The organism is Hydrogenophaga taeniospiralis CCUG 15921 (genome assembly GCF_001592305.1).
Classification (GTDB): domain Bacteria; phylum Pseudomonadota; class Gammaproteobacteria; order Burkholderiales; family Burkholderiaceae_C; genus Hydrogenophaga; species Hydrogenophaga taeniospiralis.
Window position 1 is genome coordinate 1 of record NZ_BCWR01000003.1, and the last position, 17,518, is coordinate 17,518.

General features: G+C 68.1%; 15 protein-coding genes and 1 tRNA gene. 10 read left to right on the forward strand and 6 right to left on the reverse strand.

Going from position 1 to position 17,518, the window contains the following annotated elements:
* Nucleotides 1–270 (reverse strand): thiolase family protein (locus tag HTA01S_RS03565; protein ID WP_456318561.1); only part of this gene is annotated, 270 nt, incomplete at its 3' end.
* 77 nt (nucleotides 271–347) lie between these two features.
* On the opposite strand from HTA01S_RS03565, the gene HTA01S_RS03570 reads away from it, so the two are divergent.
* On the forward strand, nucleotides 348–785 hold the full coding sequence (locus HTA01S_RS03570; protein ID WP_068167225.1) for a DUF1841 family protein: 438 nt from the start codon (nucleotides 348–350) through the stop codon (nucleotides 783–785).
* A gap of 127 nt (nucleotides 786–912) precedes the next feature.
* Nucleotides 913–1,461 (forward strand): 2'-5' RNA ligase family protein, encoded by a 549-nt coding sequence (locus HTA01S_RS03575; RefSeq protein WP_068167226.1) that lies wholly within the window; start codon nucleotides 913–915, stop codon nucleotides 1,459–1,461.
* Between the two features lie 299 nt (nucleotides 1,462–1,760).
* On the opposite strand, the gene HTA01S_RS03580 is transcribed toward HTA01S_RS03575, so the two are convergent.
* Nucleotides 1,761–2,429, reverse strand: coding sequence for a c-type cytochrome (locus tag HTA01S_RS03580; protein WP_068167227.1), 669 nt, complete (start codon nucleotides 2,427–2,429; stop codon nucleotides 1,761–1,763).
* A gap of 181 nt (nucleotides 2,430–2,610) precedes the next feature.
* Between HTA01S_RS03580 and HTA01S_RS03585 the strand changes: the two genes are divergently transcribed.
* From HTA01S_RS03585 to HTA01S_RS03600, 5 genes are read left to right on the forward strand one after another with little or no spacing between them, the layout of a single operon-like run.
* Nucleotides 2,611–3,453 carry an AAA family ATPase gene (locus tag HTA01S_RS03585; protein WP_068167228.1) on the forward strand — a complete coding sequence of 281 codons (843 nt, stop codon included), beginning with the start codon at nucleotides 2,611–2,613 and terminating at the stop codon, nucleotides 3,451–3,453.
* A 1-nt stretch (nucleotide 3,454) separates the two neighbouring features.
* Nucleotides 3,455–3,616 carry a hypothetical protein gene (locus HTA01S_RS25095; RefSeq protein WP_157571964.1) on the forward strand — a complete coding sequence of 54 codons (162 nt, stop codon included), beginning with the start codon at nucleotides 3,455–3,457 and terminating at the stop codon, nucleotides 3,614–3,616.
* Between the two features lie 60 nt (nucleotides 3,617–3,676).
* Nucleotides 3,677–4,864, forward strand: coding sequence for a vWA domain-containing protein (locus HTA01S_RS03590; RefSeq protein WP_068167229.1), 1,188 nt, complete (start codon nucleotides 3,677–3,679; stop codon nucleotides 4,862–4,864).
* A 7-nt stretch (nucleotides 4,865–4,871) separates the two neighbouring features.
* Nucleotides 4,872–6,932, forward strand: coding sequence for an autotransporter assembly complex protein TamA (locus HTA01S_RS03595; RefSeq protein ID WP_068167230.1), 2,061 nt, complete (start codon nucleotides 4,872–4,874; stop codon nucleotides 6,930–6,932).
* A 16-nt stretch (nucleotides 6,933–6,948) separates the two neighbouring features.
* Nucleotides 6,949–11,196, forward strand: a complete 4,248-nt coding sequence (locus HTA01S_RS03600; protein ID WP_068167231.1) for a translocation/assembly module TamB domain-containing protein — start codon at nucleotides 6,949–6,951, stop codon at nucleotides 11,194–11,196.
* Nucleotides 11,197–11,201: 5 nt separating this feature from the next.
* On the opposite strand, the gene HTA01S_RS03605 is transcribed toward HTA01S_RS03600, so the two are convergent.
* A complete protein-coding gene (locus tag HTA01S_RS03605) occupies nucleotides 11,202–11,846 on the reverse strand; it encodes an FMN-dependent NADH-azoreductase (protein WP_068167232.1) in 645 nt (214 codons plus the stop codon).
* A gap of 139 nt (nucleotides 11,847–11,985) precedes the next feature.
* On the opposite strand from HTA01S_RS03605, the gene HTA01S_RS03610 reads away from it, so the two are divergent.
* Nucleotides 11,986–12,921 carry a LysR family transcriptional regulator gene (locus tag HTA01S_RS03610; RefSeq protein ID WP_068167233.1) on the forward strand — a complete coding sequence of 312 codons (936 nt, stop codon included), beginning with the start codon at nucleotides 11,986–11,988 and terminating at the stop codon, nucleotides 12,919–12,921.
* A gap of 43 nt (nucleotides 12,922–12,964) precedes the next feature.
* Nucleotides 12,965–13,039 (forward strand) — tRNA-Arg (locus HTA01S_RS03615).
* Between the two features lie 67 nt (nucleotides 13,040–13,106).
* On the opposite strand, the gene HTA01S_RS03620 is transcribed toward HTA01S_RS03615, so the two are convergent.
* Nucleotides 13,107–13,547 (reverse strand): nucleoside deaminase, encoded by a 441-nt coding sequence (locus tag HTA01S_RS03620; RefSeq protein ID WP_068167234.1) that lies wholly within the window; start codon nucleotides 13,545–13,547, stop codon nucleotides 13,107–13,109.
* A gap of 233 nt (nucleotides 13,548–13,780) precedes the next feature.
* Between HTA01S_RS03620 and HTA01S_RS03625 the strand changes: the two genes are divergently transcribed.
* Nucleotides 13,781–14,209 carry a VOC family protein gene (locus HTA01S_RS03625; protein ID WP_068167235.1) on the forward strand — a complete coding sequence of 143 codons (429 nt, stop codon included), beginning with the start codon at nucleotides 13,781–13,783 and terminating at the stop codon, nucleotides 14,207–14,209.
* A gap of 99 nt (nucleotides 14,210–14,308) precedes the next feature.
* On the opposite strand, the gene HTA01S_RS25100 is transcribed toward HTA01S_RS03625, so the two are convergent.
* Nucleotides 14,309–15,610 (reverse strand): hypothetical protein, encoded by a 1,302-nt coding sequence (locus tag HTA01S_RS25100; protein WP_157571965.1) that lies wholly within the window; start codon nucleotides 15,608–15,610, stop codon nucleotides 14,309–14,311.
* A gap of 202 nt (nucleotides 15,611–15,812) precedes the next feature.
* A complete protein-coding gene (locus HTA01S_RS03635; RefSeq protein ID WP_068167237.1) occupies nucleotides 15,813–17,420 on the reverse strand; it encodes an ABC transporter permease in 1,608 nt (535 codons plus the stop codon).
* Nucleotides 17,421–17,518: the final 98 nt, after the last annotated feature.

Consider the following 17,518-nt stretch of genomic DNA (forward strand, 5'->3'; position numbering starts at 1 on the left):
ACACAGGCGGTTGATGGTGGCGCCGGGCACTTCCAGAGGCAGGCCGGCGAGCAGGCTGCTCATGTGGGCGACGTTGCGGTTGTCTTCGCCGGCCTGGTTGGCGCAACCGAACAGCACGTCGGTGATGGCGCCCCAGTCCACGTTCGGGTTGCGCGCCATCAGGGCTCTGAGGGGGATGGCGCCAAGGTCGTCGGTGCGAACGCTGGAGAGCGCGCCGCCGTAGCGGCCGAAGGGGGTGCGGATCGCGTCGCAGATGTAGGCCTGGGTCATGGGGTGTCTCCTGAATGCAGCGCGCCACTGTACCCAAGCCCGCCCGAGGGCCGGGCCGCTTGCGGGACAATGCCCCCATGTTCAGTCCGTCCCAAGCCGATGTGCGCCGCTTCTTCTGCGCGGTATATGCCAAGCGCCTGCAACAGCAGCCCATGGAGGCCATCGAGATGCTCGCTGGCCAGTGGATCGCCGAACACCCCGAGTACCACGCCGAGTTGTCCGACGTGGACGCCGCCCTCGCCCGCCTCGGCGAACCGGGCAGCGGCACCAGCGAAAACCCGTTCCTGCACCTGTCCATGCACCTGTCCATCAGCGAGCAGTGCAGCATCGACCAGCCGCCAGGCATCCGCCAGGCGGTGGAGCTGCTAGCGGCGCGCCGCGGCGACCTGCACGCCGCCCACCACGAGGTGATGGAGTGCCTGGGCACCATGCTCTGGGAAAGCCAGCGCGCCGGCCGTCCGCCCGACGGACAGGCCTATATCGATCAGGTGCGCCGCAGAGCGACGCAGGATTGAAGGGTGTTATGCCTCTGATGGCCCAACCTTGACCTGAACGGCCCCTCGGGGGCCGCGTCGCGAGTCGTCAGGAGGCTGCACGGGGCCAAACTCCCTACACTGCTGGCCAGCGCTTGGACGCCACAATATGCCCTACTTCATGCCCGCCGACGCGTTTTCGGCGCCCACCTACATCGTTCTCGACCTGCCGCAGCCGGCTTGCGCGGAGGTCCTCGCGATGCGCCAGCGCTTTGACCAATACCAAGCGGGCCTACCGCCAGAAATCACCGTTGCGGGTTCTTCCGGTGTTGGAACCATCGCTCAGGGGCAGGACCCGTTGCACGTTTTTAGGGCAGTAGCGGCCGTTGCGCGCCGCCACTTGCCCTTCGCCTGCAGCTTCGAGTCAATGCGTCGATTTCCAGGTGTTCCTGTCTTCTGGCTCTGCCCACGAGACCGAGCGCCCTTCGACGCACTTCACCGTGCACTCTTGGATTCGGGCATCAAGTTCGACGGGAGCCCGTTCCCGTTCAACCCACACTGCACCATAAGCTCGACAATCGAGCTTTCAAAGCATCAGGAAACTGAGTTGCTCACGTCCCCGGTGCCACAAATGGAGTTCTTCTTGGACGAGCTTCGCGTCTACCAAGTGGCTGGACGGGAGGCGCACCTTCTCCAGTCGTTCGCGCTTGGTGGATAGCGTCATTTGTCGTCGTTCGCCCGCAGCCCAACGCCAACCTCAAGCTTTCCCGCGCTTTTTCGGCCAGGAGCGTAGTACGCGACTGGATAGGACCCTTGAAATCGCCTTCTCCGGCCCCCTTTGCTTCAACACTTTAAGCGAGGGGCTTGCGTTCACCGGGGCATTCTAATTTTCATTTAGCGTTCGCCAAAAATTGGTTAACTCATTGATTTTTATGAGTTTTTTCCATCAGAGGTATAACACCCGGACTGAAACAAAAAAGCCGCTCGATGAGCGGCTTTTTCATGAGCGGACACCGATCAGCGGAAACGCGACTGCGGCACGGTCTTGAGTTCACCGTCCAGCGTGGCCAGGTACTTGGCGATCTCACGCATTTCGGCGGGCTTGAACTGCTTGGCAACGCCGGCCATGATGGGATTGGCACGACCCACCACGTTGTTGCCTTCGACCGTGTAGGCCTTGAGCGCGACAAACAGGTAGTCGGCATGTTGACCGCCGATCTTGGGGTAGCTCGGGTCGATCGGCTTGCTGAAGTTGGCGCCGTGGCAGGACGCGCAGGCGCCTTTTTCGATCAGCGCCGCGGCGGCCACGTTGGCAGCCTTGGGGGTTTCGTCGGCGGGCTGGTCGCCCTGCGCGGTGTAGAACGCGGCCAGATCGGCCATGTCCTGCTCGGTGAGCGAACCCGCAATGCCGCGCATGGACGGGTGCTTGCGGTCGCCCTTCTTGTAGGCGGTCAGTGCGGAAACGATGTACTTGTCCGACTGCCCGGAGATCTTGGGAACCTTGTGGATCTCGGGAAAGCTGTTCTGGTAACCCGGAATGCCGTGGCAACCGATGCACATTTCAGCCTTCTTCTGACCGGCCTCGGCGCTGCCGGTGACACCCTGCGCCTGAGCGCTCAGTGCTGCTGCGGAAAACGTCGCAGCGGCGACAACGGAACGGACGATCATGGGCAACAGTTGGTTCATTTTGCAAGCACAATGAGATGGATGATTGATAAAAATCAATACTCGATTATATAGACTGGTCTATCACCCCCGACTTATTGATAACCCTGACGCCGCCGGCTTTCGCCTCCCCGAGTCGCGCACAGAATGCAGCACCGGCCTGCCCCAGGCCCTCCCGCCACCTCCTCATCCGACCCCGTCCATGAAATTCCAAGGCTCACAAAACTACGTCGCCACGCAGGACCTGATGCTGGCCGTCAACGCCGCCATCACGCTCAAGCGACCGCTGCTCGTCAAGGGCGAGCCCGGCACCGGCAAGACCATGCTGGCCGAGGAAGTGGCGCAGGCGCTGAAGTTGCCGCTGCTGCAGTGGCACATCAAGAGCACCACCAAGGCGCAGCAGGGCCTGTACGAGTACGACGCGGTGAGCCGCCTGCGCGATTCGCAGCTGGGCGACGAGAAGGTCAAGGACATCCACAACTACATCGTCAAGGGCGTGCTCTGGCAGGCCTTCACCGCCGACCAGCCGGTGGCGCTGCTGATCGACGAGATCGACAAGGCCGACATCGAATTCCCCAACGACCTGCTGCGCGAACTCGACCGCATGGAGTTCTACTGCTACGAGACGCGCGAGTTGGTGCGCGCCAAGCACCGCCCGCTGGTGTTCATCACCTCCAACAACGAAAAGGAACTGCCCGACGCCTTCCTGCGCCGCTGCTTCTTCCACTACATCAAGTTCCCCGACGCCGAAACCATGCACAGAATCGTGGACGTGCATTTCCCCGAGCTGAAAAAGGAACTGCTCACCGCCGCGATGAAGACCTTCTTCGACGTGCGCAACCTGCCCGGCCTGAAGAAGAAGCCCAGCACCAGCGAACTGCTGGACTGGCTCAAGCTGCTGATGGCCGAAGACATTCCGCTCGAAGCGCTGCAGAGCGCCGACAACAAGGTCAGCATCCCGCCTCTGGTGGGCGCGCTGCTCAAGAACGAGCAGGACACGACCCTGTTCGAGAAGCTGGTGTTCATGAACCAGAGGAACCGTTGACATGAGGACCACACCAATGACGGCGACAAAATGGGGTTTGCTGGCCGTGCTGCTGCTCGCGCTGTCGGCGTGTGCCTCCACTGGAGGTCGGTGCGACAAACCCAAGCGCAGCGATGGATCCCAGCCCTATGACCCCTATTGCAGTGGCGAGTACAACAAGTGACCTTGTTGACGCTGGGCCCATGAGCCACCCGACGCCACGGCTGTCACCGGGGGAGTTTTCATGCTGATCGACTTCTTCTACACCCTGCGTTCGGCCAAGCTGCCGGTCTCGGTCAAGGAATACCTGACCCTGCTCGAAGCGCTGCAGGCCGACGTGGTGGGGCCGCGCAACCCGGATGCGTGCTCCATGGACGACTTCTATTACCTGGCGCGCACCGCGCTGGTGAAGGACGAGAAGCACTACGACAAGTTCGACCGCGCCTTTGCCGCCTACTTCAAGGGCGTGGAGCTGATCGCGGACTTCACCAAGCCCATCCCGGCCGACTGGCTGCGCCAGGAGATCGAGCGGCTGCTGTCCGACGAGCAGAAGGCCAATGCGCCCAAGATGGACTGGGACGAGCTGATGGAGACGCTCAAGAAGCGGCTCGAAGAACAGAAGGAACGCCACGAGGGCGGCAGCAAGTGGATCGGTACCGGCGGCACCTCGCCGTTTGGCCACGGCGGCGCCAACCCGCAGGGCATCCGCATCGGCGGCAAGGGCGGCAGCAAGACGGCCGTGAAGGTCTGGGACCAGCGCGCCTACCGCGACTACGACGACACGCAGGAACTGGGCACGCGCAACATCAAGGTCGCGCTGCGCCGCCTGCGCAAGTTCGCGCGCGAGGGCAACGACTTCGAGCTGGACCTGCCCGACACCATCCGCGCCACCGCGGCCAACGCCGGCTGGCTCGACATCAAGATGATCCCGGAGCGGCACAACAACGTGAAGGTGCTGCTGTTGATGGACGTGGGCGGCACGATGGACGAGCACATCCAGCGGGTGGAAGAGCTGTTCAGCGCGGTCAAGAGCGAGTTCAAGCACCTGGAGTTCTATTACTTCCACAACTGCGTCTACGACTTCATGTGGAAGAACAACCGGCGCCGCTACGCCGAGAAGTTCCCGACCTGGGACATCATCCGCAAGTACAACAAGGACTACAAACTGATCTTCGTGGGCGACGCCACCATGAGCCCCTACGAGATCCTGCAGCCCGGTGGCAGCGTGGAATACAACAACGAAGAGGCTGGCGCCGAATGGTTGCAGCGGCTCACAAATGCTTTCCCGAAATTTGCCTGGATCAATCCCGAACCGCAGGGCGTGTGGCAGTATCGACAGAGCATCAGCGTCATCCAGCAACTGATGGGCCAGCGTATGTACCCGCTGACCCTGAAAGGCCTGGAAGATGCGATGAGACTCTTGTCGAAATAAGCACCGCATGAAATCTCCATTCCTGCGCCGCGCAGGATGGGCGCGACCGCCCCGGTGGCTGGTGGGTACGGTGATCCTGCTTCCCCTCTGGGCGCTGGCCCAGACCACCCCCCCGCCGGAGCCCGCGCCCGCCACCGGCACCCCCACCCCCGAGGCCGCCCAGGAGGCCACCGACGACGCTGCCGCAGAGACGCTCGCGCCCTCGGCGACCCGCCGCACCCCGCGCACGCGCGCCCCCGCGCCGCCGCGCTTCGACGTCGATCTGCAGGCCGGCAACGACGAGCTGCGCGACTTCCTGCTGCGCCACATGGAGCTGATGCGCTTTCGCACGCTGCGCGATCTGGACGCCAACGAGCTGGACCGGCTGCTGGGCAAGACACCCGACGACCTGGGCAACCTGCTGGGCACGCTGGGCCATTTCGCGCCACAGATTCACATCGACGAGCCCGCCGCCACCGGCCCCACCCCGCTGGGCACGGTGCGCATCCGGGTCGAGCCCGGCCCGATCACCCGGGTCGAGTCGGCCAACCTCTATTTCCTGGGCGACATCGCCAGCAACCCGCAGGCTGCGGCGCAGCGCGACGCCGTCGCCCGCGCCTGGACGCTCAAGCCCGGCCAGAGCTTCACCCAGGCCGACTGGGGCAGCGCCAAGACGAACGTACTGCGCACGCTCACCGCCCGGCGCTACCCCACGGGGCGCGTGGCCAACAGCCTGGCCGACATCGACCCCAAGACCCACAGCGCGCGCCTGAGCGTGGAGCTGGACTCGGGCGCGCCCCTGCGGGTGGGCGAGGTGCGCGTGGAAGGCGCCGACCGCTACGAGGCCGCCGCCGTGGAGCACTTGGTGCACCTCTCCGGCCTCACGCCCGGCAGCGACTACGACCTGGACCAGTTGCAGGACGCGCAGCAGCGCATCGCCGCGGCCGGCTACTACGACTCGGTGTTCGTATTCGTCGACACCGACCACCCGCAGGACGGCGCCGCGCCGGTGGTGGTGCAACTGCGCGAGAGCCCGCGGCAGAAGCTGGTGCTGGGCGTGGGCGGCAGCACCGACAACGGCGCGCGCCTCTCGGCCGAATACACCCACCACCGCGTGCCCGGCCTGGGCTGGCAGTCGGTGAACAAGCTGCAGCTGGAGCGCGAAGACCAGTTGCTCAGCAGCCAGTGGAGCGCGCCGGTGGACAACGAAGGCTGGCGCTGGATCGCCAGCGCCCAGGCCGCGCGCCAGATCGACGGCTTCGACACCACCACCAGCCAGCGCCTGCGCGCGGGCCGCTCGCAGGACAGCACCTTGCTGGACCGCAGCTACTTCCTGCAGTTCGAGCGCGCGCGTGCGGAAAACGCCGTGCTCGGCAGCCCGGAAACCACCCGCGCGGAATCGGCCCTCAGCATCAACTACGCCTGGACGCGCCGCCGCTTCGACAGCATGCCCCTGCCCAAGACCGGCAACGGCCTGGGCGTGGAGGTCGGCGTGGGCACCACGCTGGAGAGCCCGCGCCGCCCCTTCGTGCGGCTGCACACCCGCTGGCTGAGCTACTGGCCCATCGACGCCGGGGTGTCCGGCCTGGCCAATACGCTGGAGGGCCTGGTGCGCCGCACCGCGCCGCCGCTGGGCGTGGCCCGCCCCACCGAAGACGAGCCCGGCCAGGCCGGCCGGCTGGCGCTGCGCCTGGAAGGCGGCGCGCTGTGGGCGCGCCAGGACGCCGGCATACCGGAAACCCTGCTCTACCTCACCGGCGGCGACACCAGCGTGCGCGGCTACGGCCTGCGCGACATCGGCATCCCCCAGGCCGACGGCGGGGTCTCGCCCGGGCGCTATCTGGCGGTGGCCAGCGTCGAGTGGCAACGCCCGATCTGGCGCGACGGCGTGCGCACCCCCTGGGAAAGCGTGGTGTTCGTGGACGCCGGTGCCGTGGCCGACCGGCCGGGCGACCTGCGCCCGCCGCAATGGGGCGTGGGCGCCGGCGTGCGCTACAACAGCCCGGTCGGCCCGCTGCAGCTGGACCTGGCCTACGGCGTGAAGCCCAAGGCCCTGCGCCTGCACTTCAATGTCGGCTTCACGTTCTGAGAGCCTGAACCCACCGATGGACAGCGACCAGACCCCGCCCCCCACTCCGCCCAAAGCAGCCCCGCGCACGCCGGCGCCCGGGCGCTGGCCCGGCCTGCGCTGGCTGCTGCTGTGGTTGCTGGGCGCGCCGGTCGCGCTGCTGGCGGCCGCCGTGCTGGCGCTGTGGCTGTGGGCCGGCAGCCCCGGCTCGCTCGGCCAGACCCTGGGCTGGGCGCAGGCCTGGCTGGCCGACCGCGCCGACACCCTGGGGCGGCTCGAAACCGAAGGCGCCGTGGGCAGCCTGCGCCATGGCGGGGGCATCGGTCGCCTGCGCTGGACCTTCAACGGCCTGGAGGTGCAGGCCCACGGCGTGCGCCTGCACTGGAACCCGCGCCTGTGGACCGACGCCCTGCTCGGGCGCGGCGTGCACCTGCAGGAACTCGCCATCGAACGGCTGGAGGTGCGCGACCAGCGCGCGCCCACGCCGCCCGGCGAACCCGTGCAGTCGCTCACCCTGCCCTTGCCGGTGTCGCTGGCCTGGTCGGTCGGCCACTTCACCTACGAAGGCGCAACCCCGCTCACGCTGGACACCCTCCAGGGCCGCTACCGCTACGGCGATGCCCAGGCCAGCGACCAGACCGCGCTGGGCCACCGGCCCGGTGTGCAGCAGACCCACCAGCTCAACATCGATTCGCTGCAACTGGCGCAGGGCCACTACCGCCTGCAGGCCCTGCTCGGCGCGCAGGCCCCGATGCCGCTGGTGTTGAGCGCCCAGGGCACGGTGCTGACCGAGCTGCCCGGCGGCTCGGCGCCCCTGGCGCTGCAGGCCACGGCCGCCGCCCAAGGCACACTCGCCGGCCGCGACGCCACGCTGGACGTGACGGCGGACGTGCGGCCCGGGCCAGCGCCTGCACCAGGCGCCACGGCGCCAACGCCATCCAGCCCCGCCGCCAGCGACACCCCTACCCTCGCCGCCACCGCCCGCGTGATGCCCTGGGCCCCGCAGCCGCTGCAGACCCTGGACGCCACCGCCCACCGGCTGGACCTGGCCACGCTCTGGCCGCAGGCCCCGGCCACGGCGCTCAGCGGCACGGTGCACGCGCAACCCGAGGGCCAGGCCTGGCTCGCCCGGGTGGACCTGAGCAACGCGAACAGCGGCGCCTGGGACCAGCAGCGCCTGCCTCTGCAGGGCCTGCAGGCCCGCCTGGAGCAGCGCGGCGAACGCTGGCTGCTGCCCGAGCTGGTGGCGCAGATCGGGCGCGCCCGGGTGCAGGCCAGCGGCACCTTCCAGCCCGCGGGCGCCGGCGTGGCGGCGCAATGGCAAGGCGAGCTGCAGGCCCGCAACCTGGACCCGGCGCAGCTGTGGAGCACGCTGGCGCCGGCCGCGCTCGACGCCAGCCTCAGCGCCCGCACCGCGGCGCCCGCCGCAGCCGGCGGCGCAGGCGGGCCGGCCCCGGCGGCGATCGATCTGGACGCGCGTGTGCTGTCCTCCTCCGCCCGGCCGGCCAACCCCCTCCCCGGCCTGCGCCTGAACGAAGCGAAGCTGAAAGGCCGGTGGACCCCCGCCGCGTCGGGTGGCGCGGGCGGCGTGCTCGACATCGCCGACGCCCTGCTCGACGCCGCGCAGGCCCGGGCCAGCGCCCAGGGCCGGGTGGACCTCTCCGCCACGGCGTTCACCGGCCAGGCCACGCTGCGGCTGCCGGGTGCCAGCGGCCGTTTCGACGGCGCCCTGGCGCACGCCGATGGCCGGGGCGACCTGGCCTTGCGGGTCGACGAAGCCCGCCAGTTGCTGACCTGGCTGCGTGGGCTGGACCAGTTGCCGGTGATCGGCCCGCGCGTGGGCGAGTGGCTGGCGCAACAACCCGCGCTGCGCGAACTGGCGCTGAGCGGCCAGGCCCGGCTCGCCGCGCGCTGGCAAGGCGGTCTGGCCGAGCTCGGCTACCCGGCCCCCCCGGCCCAGACGGGCGGCGCGGGTGCCAGCCGCCCGGTGCCGCTGAAGCTGGAGGCCTCGCTGGAGCTGCCCCAGCTCGACGTAGCGGGCGACACACCCTGGCAGTTGCGCCAGCTGCGCCTGCAGGCCAGCGGCCCCCTGACCGATCTGGCGCTGCAGCTCCAGGGCGAAGCGGCGCAGGTACCGTGGCGCGGGGTGCTCGACACCCGCGGCCGCCTGCGCCACACCCGGGCCACGGGCAGCGCCCCCGCGTCCACCCGGCTCGACCTGGGCACGCTGCGGCTGAAGGCCAGCGACGCCTCGCGGCCCGACCGCGTGGTGGACTGGACACTCAACAGCAGCGCCCCGCTGTCGATATCCGTGCAGACCGGCGCCGCCGGCCTGGCCCTGCAGGCCGCTGCCGGTCAGTTGCAGCTCCTGCCCAGCGTGCGCGCCGTGGCGGGTGGCTCCACCACGGCCAGCGCCCGCAACGCCGCGCCCATCGCCACCCGCCCGCTCACACTCGCCTGGGACAGCCTGAGCTGGCAGGCCGGCGCGTTCCAGAGCAAGGGGCAATTGCGCGGTCTGCCGCTGTCCTGGGTGGACGCGCTGGCCACCGCCGAGGGCCAGAACGGCGGCCCGATCACCCAGGCCGGCGTGGCGGGCGACCTGCTGTTCGACGGCGACTGGGACCTGCTGCTGCCCGCCCAGGCCGGCACGCCGCTGCGCCTGTCGGCCCGGCTGCAGCGCACCGGTGGCGACCTGTCGGTGCAGGCCAGCAGCAGCGGCGGCAACAACAACGCCAACGCCGCAACGGGCACCAGCCGGAGCGCCGCCCAGCGGGTGCAGGCCGGCGTGCGCGAGGCGAGCCTGAGCCTGAGCGCCCAGGGCCGCACGGTGCAGGCCCGCCTGCGCTGGGACAGCGAGCGCCTGGGCCAGGCCAGCGCCAGCCTGGACACCGAACTCGCCGCGACCCCCGACACCACCCCGGGCGCCAGCGCGCTCGAGCGCTGGTGGCCCACCAGCGCGCCCCTGCGCGGCACGCTCAGCGCGCAACTGCCCGAGGTGGGCGTGTGGTCGGCACTGGCGCCACCGGGCTGGCGCATGCGCGGCACCCTGCAGGCCAGCGCCACGATCGGCGGCACGCGCGCTTCGCCGCAGTGGAACGGCACGCTGCAGGCCGACCAGCTGGCGCTACGCTCGGTGGTGGACGGGTTCTCGTTCTCCAACGGCCAGCTGCGCGCCACGCTCACGGGCGACCGCGTCACCATCGAGCGCTTCCACCTGCAGGGTCCGCGCGGCGCCGAGGTCGGTGGCACGCTGGACGCCACCGGCGTGGCCCAGTGGCGCGCGGTGGAGCCCGGCGGGCGCCGCCAGACCTTCATCGACCTGCAGGCCACCGCCAGCAAGCTGCGCGTGTCCACCCGGGCCGACCGCCGGCTCACCCTCTCGGGCCAGATCACGGCCCAGCTCGCCGGCCCGCTGCTGAACATCCGCGGCCGGCTCACCGCCGACTCGGCGCTCTTCATACTGCCCGACGAACTCACGCCCTCACTGGGCGCCGACGTGGTGGTGCGCGGCGGGCGCAACCTGCCCCCGCCCACGGCCGACGACGGGCAGCGCGTGCAACCCGACGTGCTGGTCGATCTGGATCTGGGCGAGCAGTTCGAGGTGCGCGGCCGCGGCTTGCAAGCCCGCCTGAGCGGCCAGCTCCAGGTGCGCGCCACGCCCGCGCAGCCCGAGCCGCGCGTGCTGGGTGAAGTGCGCGCCGTGAACGGCACCTACCGCGCCTACGGCCAGCGGCTCGCCATCGAAACCGGCGTGCTGCGATTCGCCGGGCCTTACGACAACCCCACGCTGGACATCGTCGCGGTGCGCCCGCAGGCGCGCGACGACAGCCAGCGCGTGGGCGTGCAGATCAGCGGCAGCGCGCAGACGCCGCGCGTGCGCCTGATCAGCACACCGGAGCTGCCGGACAGCGAAAAACTCGCCTGGCTGGTGCTGGGCCGCCCGGCCAGCGGGGCGGGCGCCGAAGCCGCCGTGCTGCAGCAAGCCGCGCTGGCGCTGCTGGCGGGCAACGAAGGCGGGCTCGACAGCCGCCTGGCCAGCGCGCTCGGGCTGGACGAACTGAGCTACCGGGGCGAAAGCAGCGCCAGCAACGGCACCACCACCGCGTCCGCGGTCACCGTGGGCAAGCGCCTGTCGAGCCAGCTGTACCTGACCTACGAGCGCAGCCTGGCCGGCGCCATGGGCACGGTGTCCATGTTCTACGACCTGTCACGCCGCCTGACGCTGCGCGCCCGCGCGGGCGAAGAAAACGCTCTGGATCTGATCTTTACCCAAAGATTCGATTGACCCCATCAGGCCGCTTCGGCCAAGGCGGCCTGGTTGGCAGCCACTGCGGTGTGGGTCTTGATCTCGCCTTCGGCCGTGGTCAGGGCCTGGGCCTTGGCGTCGGGGCCCATGGCCACGCCTTCGGCGCGCACGAAGCGCACGTCGGTGATGCCGAAGAAGCCAAACACGGTCTGCAGGTAGCTTTCCTGGTGCTCCATGGCGCGGCCGGCTTCGCTGGTCGAATACACGCCGCCGCGCGTGACCGCCACGATCACCGTCTTGCCACCGGCCAGGCCCACCGGGCCGGTTTCGGTGTATTTGAAGGTGCGGCCAATCTGGGCCACGCGGTCGATCCAGGCCTTGAGCTGGCTGGGCACCGAGAAGTTGTAGAGCGGTGCGCCGATCACGACCACGTCGGCGGCCAGGAACTGGCTCACCAGCGCTTCGGACAGCGCGTTTTCTTCGCGCTGGATCGCGGTTTCAGCGGCCTGGCCGGTGCGGAAACCCAGGGCGTCGGCGCTCAGGTGGGGCACCACGTCGGCGGCCAGATCCAGGTGCTGCACCTGCGTGCCGGGGTGGCTGGCCACCCAGGCGGCCACGGTGCGGGCGGTGAGCTGACGGGAGACGGACTGTTCGCCGGTGATGGCGGAATCGATGTGCAGCAGTTGCATGGTGATCTCCTGAAGGGGGGAATGAGGAGCCACGTGGCGTGGCGGTAGATAGATTGTCTTTTTGTACCGATTCCTTGATAAGTCACTCATTTCAAGATTCATCGTTCCATAATCAGGACAATCAACCGAGGAACACGCCATGCAGGACCTGAACGACATGCTCTTGTTCGCCGAAGTGGTGGAGCGCGGGGGCTTCGCGGCGGCCGGGCGGGCGCTGGGCCTGCCCAAGTCGCGGCTGTCGCGCCGCGTGGCCGCGCTGGAGGCGCAGCTGGGCGTGCGCCTGCTGCAGCGCACCACGCGCAAGCTCTCGCTCACCGAGGTGGGCGAGGCCTATCTGCGCCACTGCCAGGCGCTGCGCGAATCGGCCCAGGCCGCGGCCGATACCGTGGCCCAGGTGCAGACCGAACCACGCGGCACCCTGCGCGTGGCCTGCCCGGTCACGCTGGCGCAGACCGTGCTGGCCGAGCTGATGCCCGATTTCCTGGCGCTACACCCGCTGGTGCGCGTGGAAATGCTGGTGAGCAACCGCGTGGTGAATCTGGTGGAAGAAGGTGTGGACGTGGCGCTGCGCGTGCGCACCACGCTCGACGACAGCGGCAGCCTGGTGGTCAAGCGCCTGGGGGACGACGTGCCCGTGCTGGTGGCCAGCCCCGCCCTGCTGGCCCGCCAGGGCACGCCCACCACGGTGGACGAGCTGAGCCGGCTCGACAGCATGGCCATGTCCACCACCGACGGCCGCGCCAGCATCCCGCTCACCGACCCGGACGGACGCCAGACCACCCTGCAGCACACCCCGCGCTACGTGGTCGACGATCTGCTCACACTGCAGGTGGCCGCGCTCGCCGGCACCGGCATGTGCTGGCTGCCCAGCTACATGTGCGAAGACGATCTGCGCCAGGGCCGGCTGGTCCGGCTGCTGCCCGACTGGCGAACACCGCGTGGCGTGGTGCACGCCGTGTTCCCCTCGCGCCGTGGCCTCACCCCCGCCGTGCGCTGTTTCCTCGACTTCCTGGGCGAACACGTGCCCACCCACAGCAGCCTGCGCGACCGCGAAGCCCCCGCCGACGCGCCGTGAGCCAGAGGCCCGGGCGGTCCACCTTTACAATGCGCCGTTCCCCGCGGCCATAGTTCAATGGATAGAACGGGCCCCTCCTAAGGGCCAGATGTAGGTTCGATTCCTACTGGCCGCACCATCTCCCCCCAAACCGACCCTCGCCAGGAGCCGCGCCCGGTCGGCTGTGATGGGCGCCCACCGCCCGCTCAGGGCTCGCCGATGTCTTCGTTCCAGAGCTGCGGCTGGGCGGCGATGAAATCGCGCATCAGGCCCACGCAGGTCGGGTCCTGCCGGACCTCCACCGCCACACCCCGGCTGCGCAGCAGGTCTTCGTCGCCCATGAAGGTCTGGTTTTCGCCGATCACCACTTTGGGAATGCCGTAGAGCAGGATGGCGCCGCTGCACATGGGGCACGGTGAGAGCGTGGTGTAGAGCACCGACTCGCGGTAGACCTGCGCGCTCTGGCGGCCCGCGTTTTCAAAAGCGTCCATCTCGCCGTGCAGGATCGCGCTGCCCTGCTGCACGCGCCGGTTGTGGCCGCGTCCGATGATCTTGCCCTGGTGCACGATGACCGAGCCGATGGGGATGCCGCCCTCATCCCGGCCGGCCTGGGCTTCGTCGATCGCGGCTTGCAGAAACGGGTCCATGTCTGTCTGTCCTTCCTGGGTCAAGGGTTGAAAACAAATGCCTGTCGGGGGATTGTGTCCGTGCTCTCCGTGCACGGCCAGAAATTCGGCGATGGCCTCGGGTCGACCACCCGGGCACAGCGCCGAGCCCGGCCAACCGCTCGTCGGCGCGCGACGGATTCGTGTCGAAAACCGCGGGCCTGGTCCGTCGTCCTCATGCTCGACCCCGAAACCATCCCCTGAAAGGAAACCCCATGCCACAACTGTGTGCCTACCTGTCTTTCAACGGCGACTGCGCCGAGGCCATGGCGTTCTACGCCAAGGTGCTCGACGCCAAGCTCGAAGCCCTGATCACGTTCGGGCAGATGCCCGACGGCGAACCGGTGCCGCCCGAACACGCCGACAAGATCATGCACGCCTACCTGGTGCACCCCGACTTTGCCCTGATGGCCGGCGACACGCCGCCCGGCGTGCCCTTCGATGGCATGAAGGGCGTGATGATGGCGCTGACCTATCCCGAGGTGGCCGACGCCGAGCGCGTGTTCAACGCCCTTGCCCAAGGCGGCACGGTGCAGATGCCGCTGGGCGCCACCTTCTGGGCCGACACCTTCGGCATGCTGACCGACCGGTTTGGCACCGCCTGGGCGGTGAACGGGGGACCGAAGGAGATGGGGCCGAAGTGACGGTGATGGGATTCTGCAGAACGTGCCCCAGGGGGTGGTGCCTATTGCGTTGGATCACCCGACTCACGAGCCAAAGCTGCCACCCTGGTACTCGACAATTCACGACCCCTGGTTGCTGCTTTTTTTTGCACCTTTGGACTGAACATGCAACTCACGCCTGAGAGTCGCAACGTCAGAATTTTGAAGTGGCACCTGAGCAGAGAGCCAATCTAGGTTCGAATGCACCCGCGTAAAACCGATCAGCGCAAGCAGGGTGTGCTCAAGCCACAGCTGCAAATGGTCGGTTGCGATCGACAGCGCTCCTGAGAGCCGTGTCACCGTGCGACCGTGCGCAATCTCGTTACGCAGCCAATAGAGCGATACGCCTCCATCGCTCTCAAACAAGGGCCACAGCCCCCCAATATGCAACGGGTACTTTTTAAGCAGAAAGTCGAACTTTTCCCGTGCTGTACCGCCCGTACCCCAGCGTTTCGCCAACCCTTCAAGTGCAGAAAACTTCCCCATGAAGTCCGACTCCATGGTCGATTCAGTGAGTCTATTTATGCCAAATATCGCCAATCGAACAGCATCTTTTTGATCAGGGTTCAGCCCAATCCACCAACTGGCAGAACGCTCAAAATAGACTTCCAAATCAGCTTGATCAACGAGTGGCCCTGTCGCGTCTTCTTCCGTTACGCCACGCTGACGACACAGCGGATTTCGCCATTCCTCGAAACGAAAATCAGCACCTGAGTACCGGATGATGTGAGGAACAACTCGGTGCCTGGCTGCGAGAGAAAGCAACGTACATGCGTCCTCCCCAAGTTGCATGAGGTTGTCTACCTGGGTCAGGGTGAGTGCGCTTGGTGATGTCGTAAGAACCAAGACTGGAACGCTTGTCGCCTGCACGCTGTTGCCGTTGTCCAATGACCTCCACGTCCAGTGGCGTTGCAACTCGAACGCGTGAACTCCCTCGGGCAAACAGAAGCGCAACGACTTGGGCTCACCATGAAACGTCAGGTTGCGGTGACCTAGGTAGTGAGACGATGGGGTCGCACGTTGGCCGCCATAACTCAACGAACTGATGACCAACCGGAAGCCTTCGAGGGCATCGGGGTTTGCGCCTTCTCCCGCCGATTGCGTATGGGTAATTCGAAAACGGCCTATATGAGCCAGCGCTAACCGGGCAGCGCCAGGACGCAGAGAATTTGAGGTTCCGACTCGCACAAAAACGTCGTCCGCCTCAAAGCGCAACCCCATCTTCTCTACGTGTTCCGCCGAGCGAAGGCGCACGAGCCCTCGAAGGTCAACCGATTGCGCATTCCGCCGTAGCGTGATTTCAACCTTCGCATCGTCCTCCGGCCGACGAGGAAGCCATATCAATACTTCGCAGGGGGCAGCTACACCGCCATCAGTGGTCATACGGGCATCAAACTCTAAATCTGGTTCAGAGGCTGATGTTTCGTGAAATCTCACAGATAAGTCCTCGGCTAAAACCTCTGAAACTTGGACCTCAATGCCATGCGCTCCTTTTTGGCTCCTCCAGCGACAGCAAGCAAACGAATTTGATGACAGGAGTATGTCCAAGCCCAGGGAGGTTAATGCCAGCTCTCCACTAGGCCCCTCACCGCGCCCGCAGCGTCCGGCTCAGCAGAATCACCGGCACCAGCCCCACCAGCACCAGCGTGAGCGCGGGCAAGGCGGCTTCGCCCAGGCGCTCGTCGCGTGCGAGCTGGTAGGTGACCACGGCCAGGGTGTCGCTGTTGAAGGGGCGCAGCACCAGGGTGGCGGGCAGTTCCTTCATGACGTCCACGAACACCAGCAGCAGGGCCGCGGCGGTGGAGCGCTTGAGCAGCGGCCAGTGCACGCGCGCGGCCAGGCCGGCGCCGGTGGTGCCGAGCATGCGGGCCGAGTCGTCCAGGCTGCCGGGAATGCGGGCGTAGCCGCTTTGCACGGACTGCAGCGCCACCGCGGTGAAGCGCACCAGGTAGGCCCAGACGATGCCCAGCGCGGTGGCGGTGACGAAGTAGCCCACGCTGGTCTCGGGTCGGACCATCTGCACCCAGCCCACCGGCAGCAGGATGCCGACCACGATCACCGCGCCCGGCACCGCGTAGCCCAGGCTGGCGAGCTGCACCACGCCGCGCGTGACCACGCCGGGCCGCGCGCGCAGCGCGAACGCCAGCGCCAGCGCGATGAAGGTGGCCAGCGCGGCGCTCAGGCCGGCGAGCCAGACGCTGTTGCGCGACCACTGCACGAACATGGTCCAGGGCAGTTCGTCCCAGCCGCCGATGAGCGGGCGCAGCATGAAGAGCACGGGCAGGACGAACCCGAACAGGATGGGCAGGCCGCAGGCCACCACGGCCAGCACCGCACGGCCGCCGCGCAGGCGCACCGGCTGCGCCTCGGCGCTGCCCGCGCGCTGGCCGCGCAGCGAGGCAAAGCGCATGCGGTGCTGGGCGCGGCGCTCCAGCCAGAGCAGCAGGGCCACGGTGGCGAGCAGCACGGTGGCCAGCTGCGCCGCGGCCAGGCGGTTGTCCATGGAGAGCCAGGCTTTGTAGATGCCGGCGGTGAAGGTCTGGATGCCGAAGTAGCTGGCCACACCGAAGTCGGCCAGGGTTTCCATGAGCGCGAGCGCCACGCCGGCGGCCACGGCGGGGCGCGCCAGCGGCAGCGCCACCTCGCGGATGCGCCGGGCCAGCGGTGCGCCCAGCAGGCGCGCGGCTTCCATCAACTGGGCGGCGCGTTCGGCCAGCGCGGTGCGCGCCAGCAGGTACACATACGGGTAGAGCGAGAAGGTGAACACCCAGACCGCGCCGGGCGTGTTGCGGATTTCGGGGAACACCCGCCCGCTCAGGCCGAAGCCTTCGCGCAGGCCCACCTGCAGCGGGCCGCTGAACTGCAAAAAGTCGGTGTAGGCGTAGGCGACCACGTAGGCCGGCATGGCCAGGGGCAGCAGCAGCGCCCATTCAAAGAGGCGCCGGCCAGGAAAGTCGAACAGGGTGACCGCGCTGGCGGTGGTCATGCCCACCACGGCCACGCCCACCGCCACGCTCACGCACAGCAGCAGCGTGGTGAGCGCGTACTCGGGCAGCACGGTCTGCGCCATCTGGCTGAGCACATCGCGCGCCACGGCGTCGAACTGCAGCCAGGACGCCCCGAGCGAGAGCACGGGCAGCGTCAGCGCCAGGGCCAGCAGGAGCAACAGGGTCGGGGCCAGCCAGCGCAGCATGAGGGGCAATGAGGGTGGGTGAGGAAACGGACGGGGGTAACGGGCGCAAACAACGCCTGGATGATGGCATGGTCGACACGCCGCAGGGCCAGGGTCGG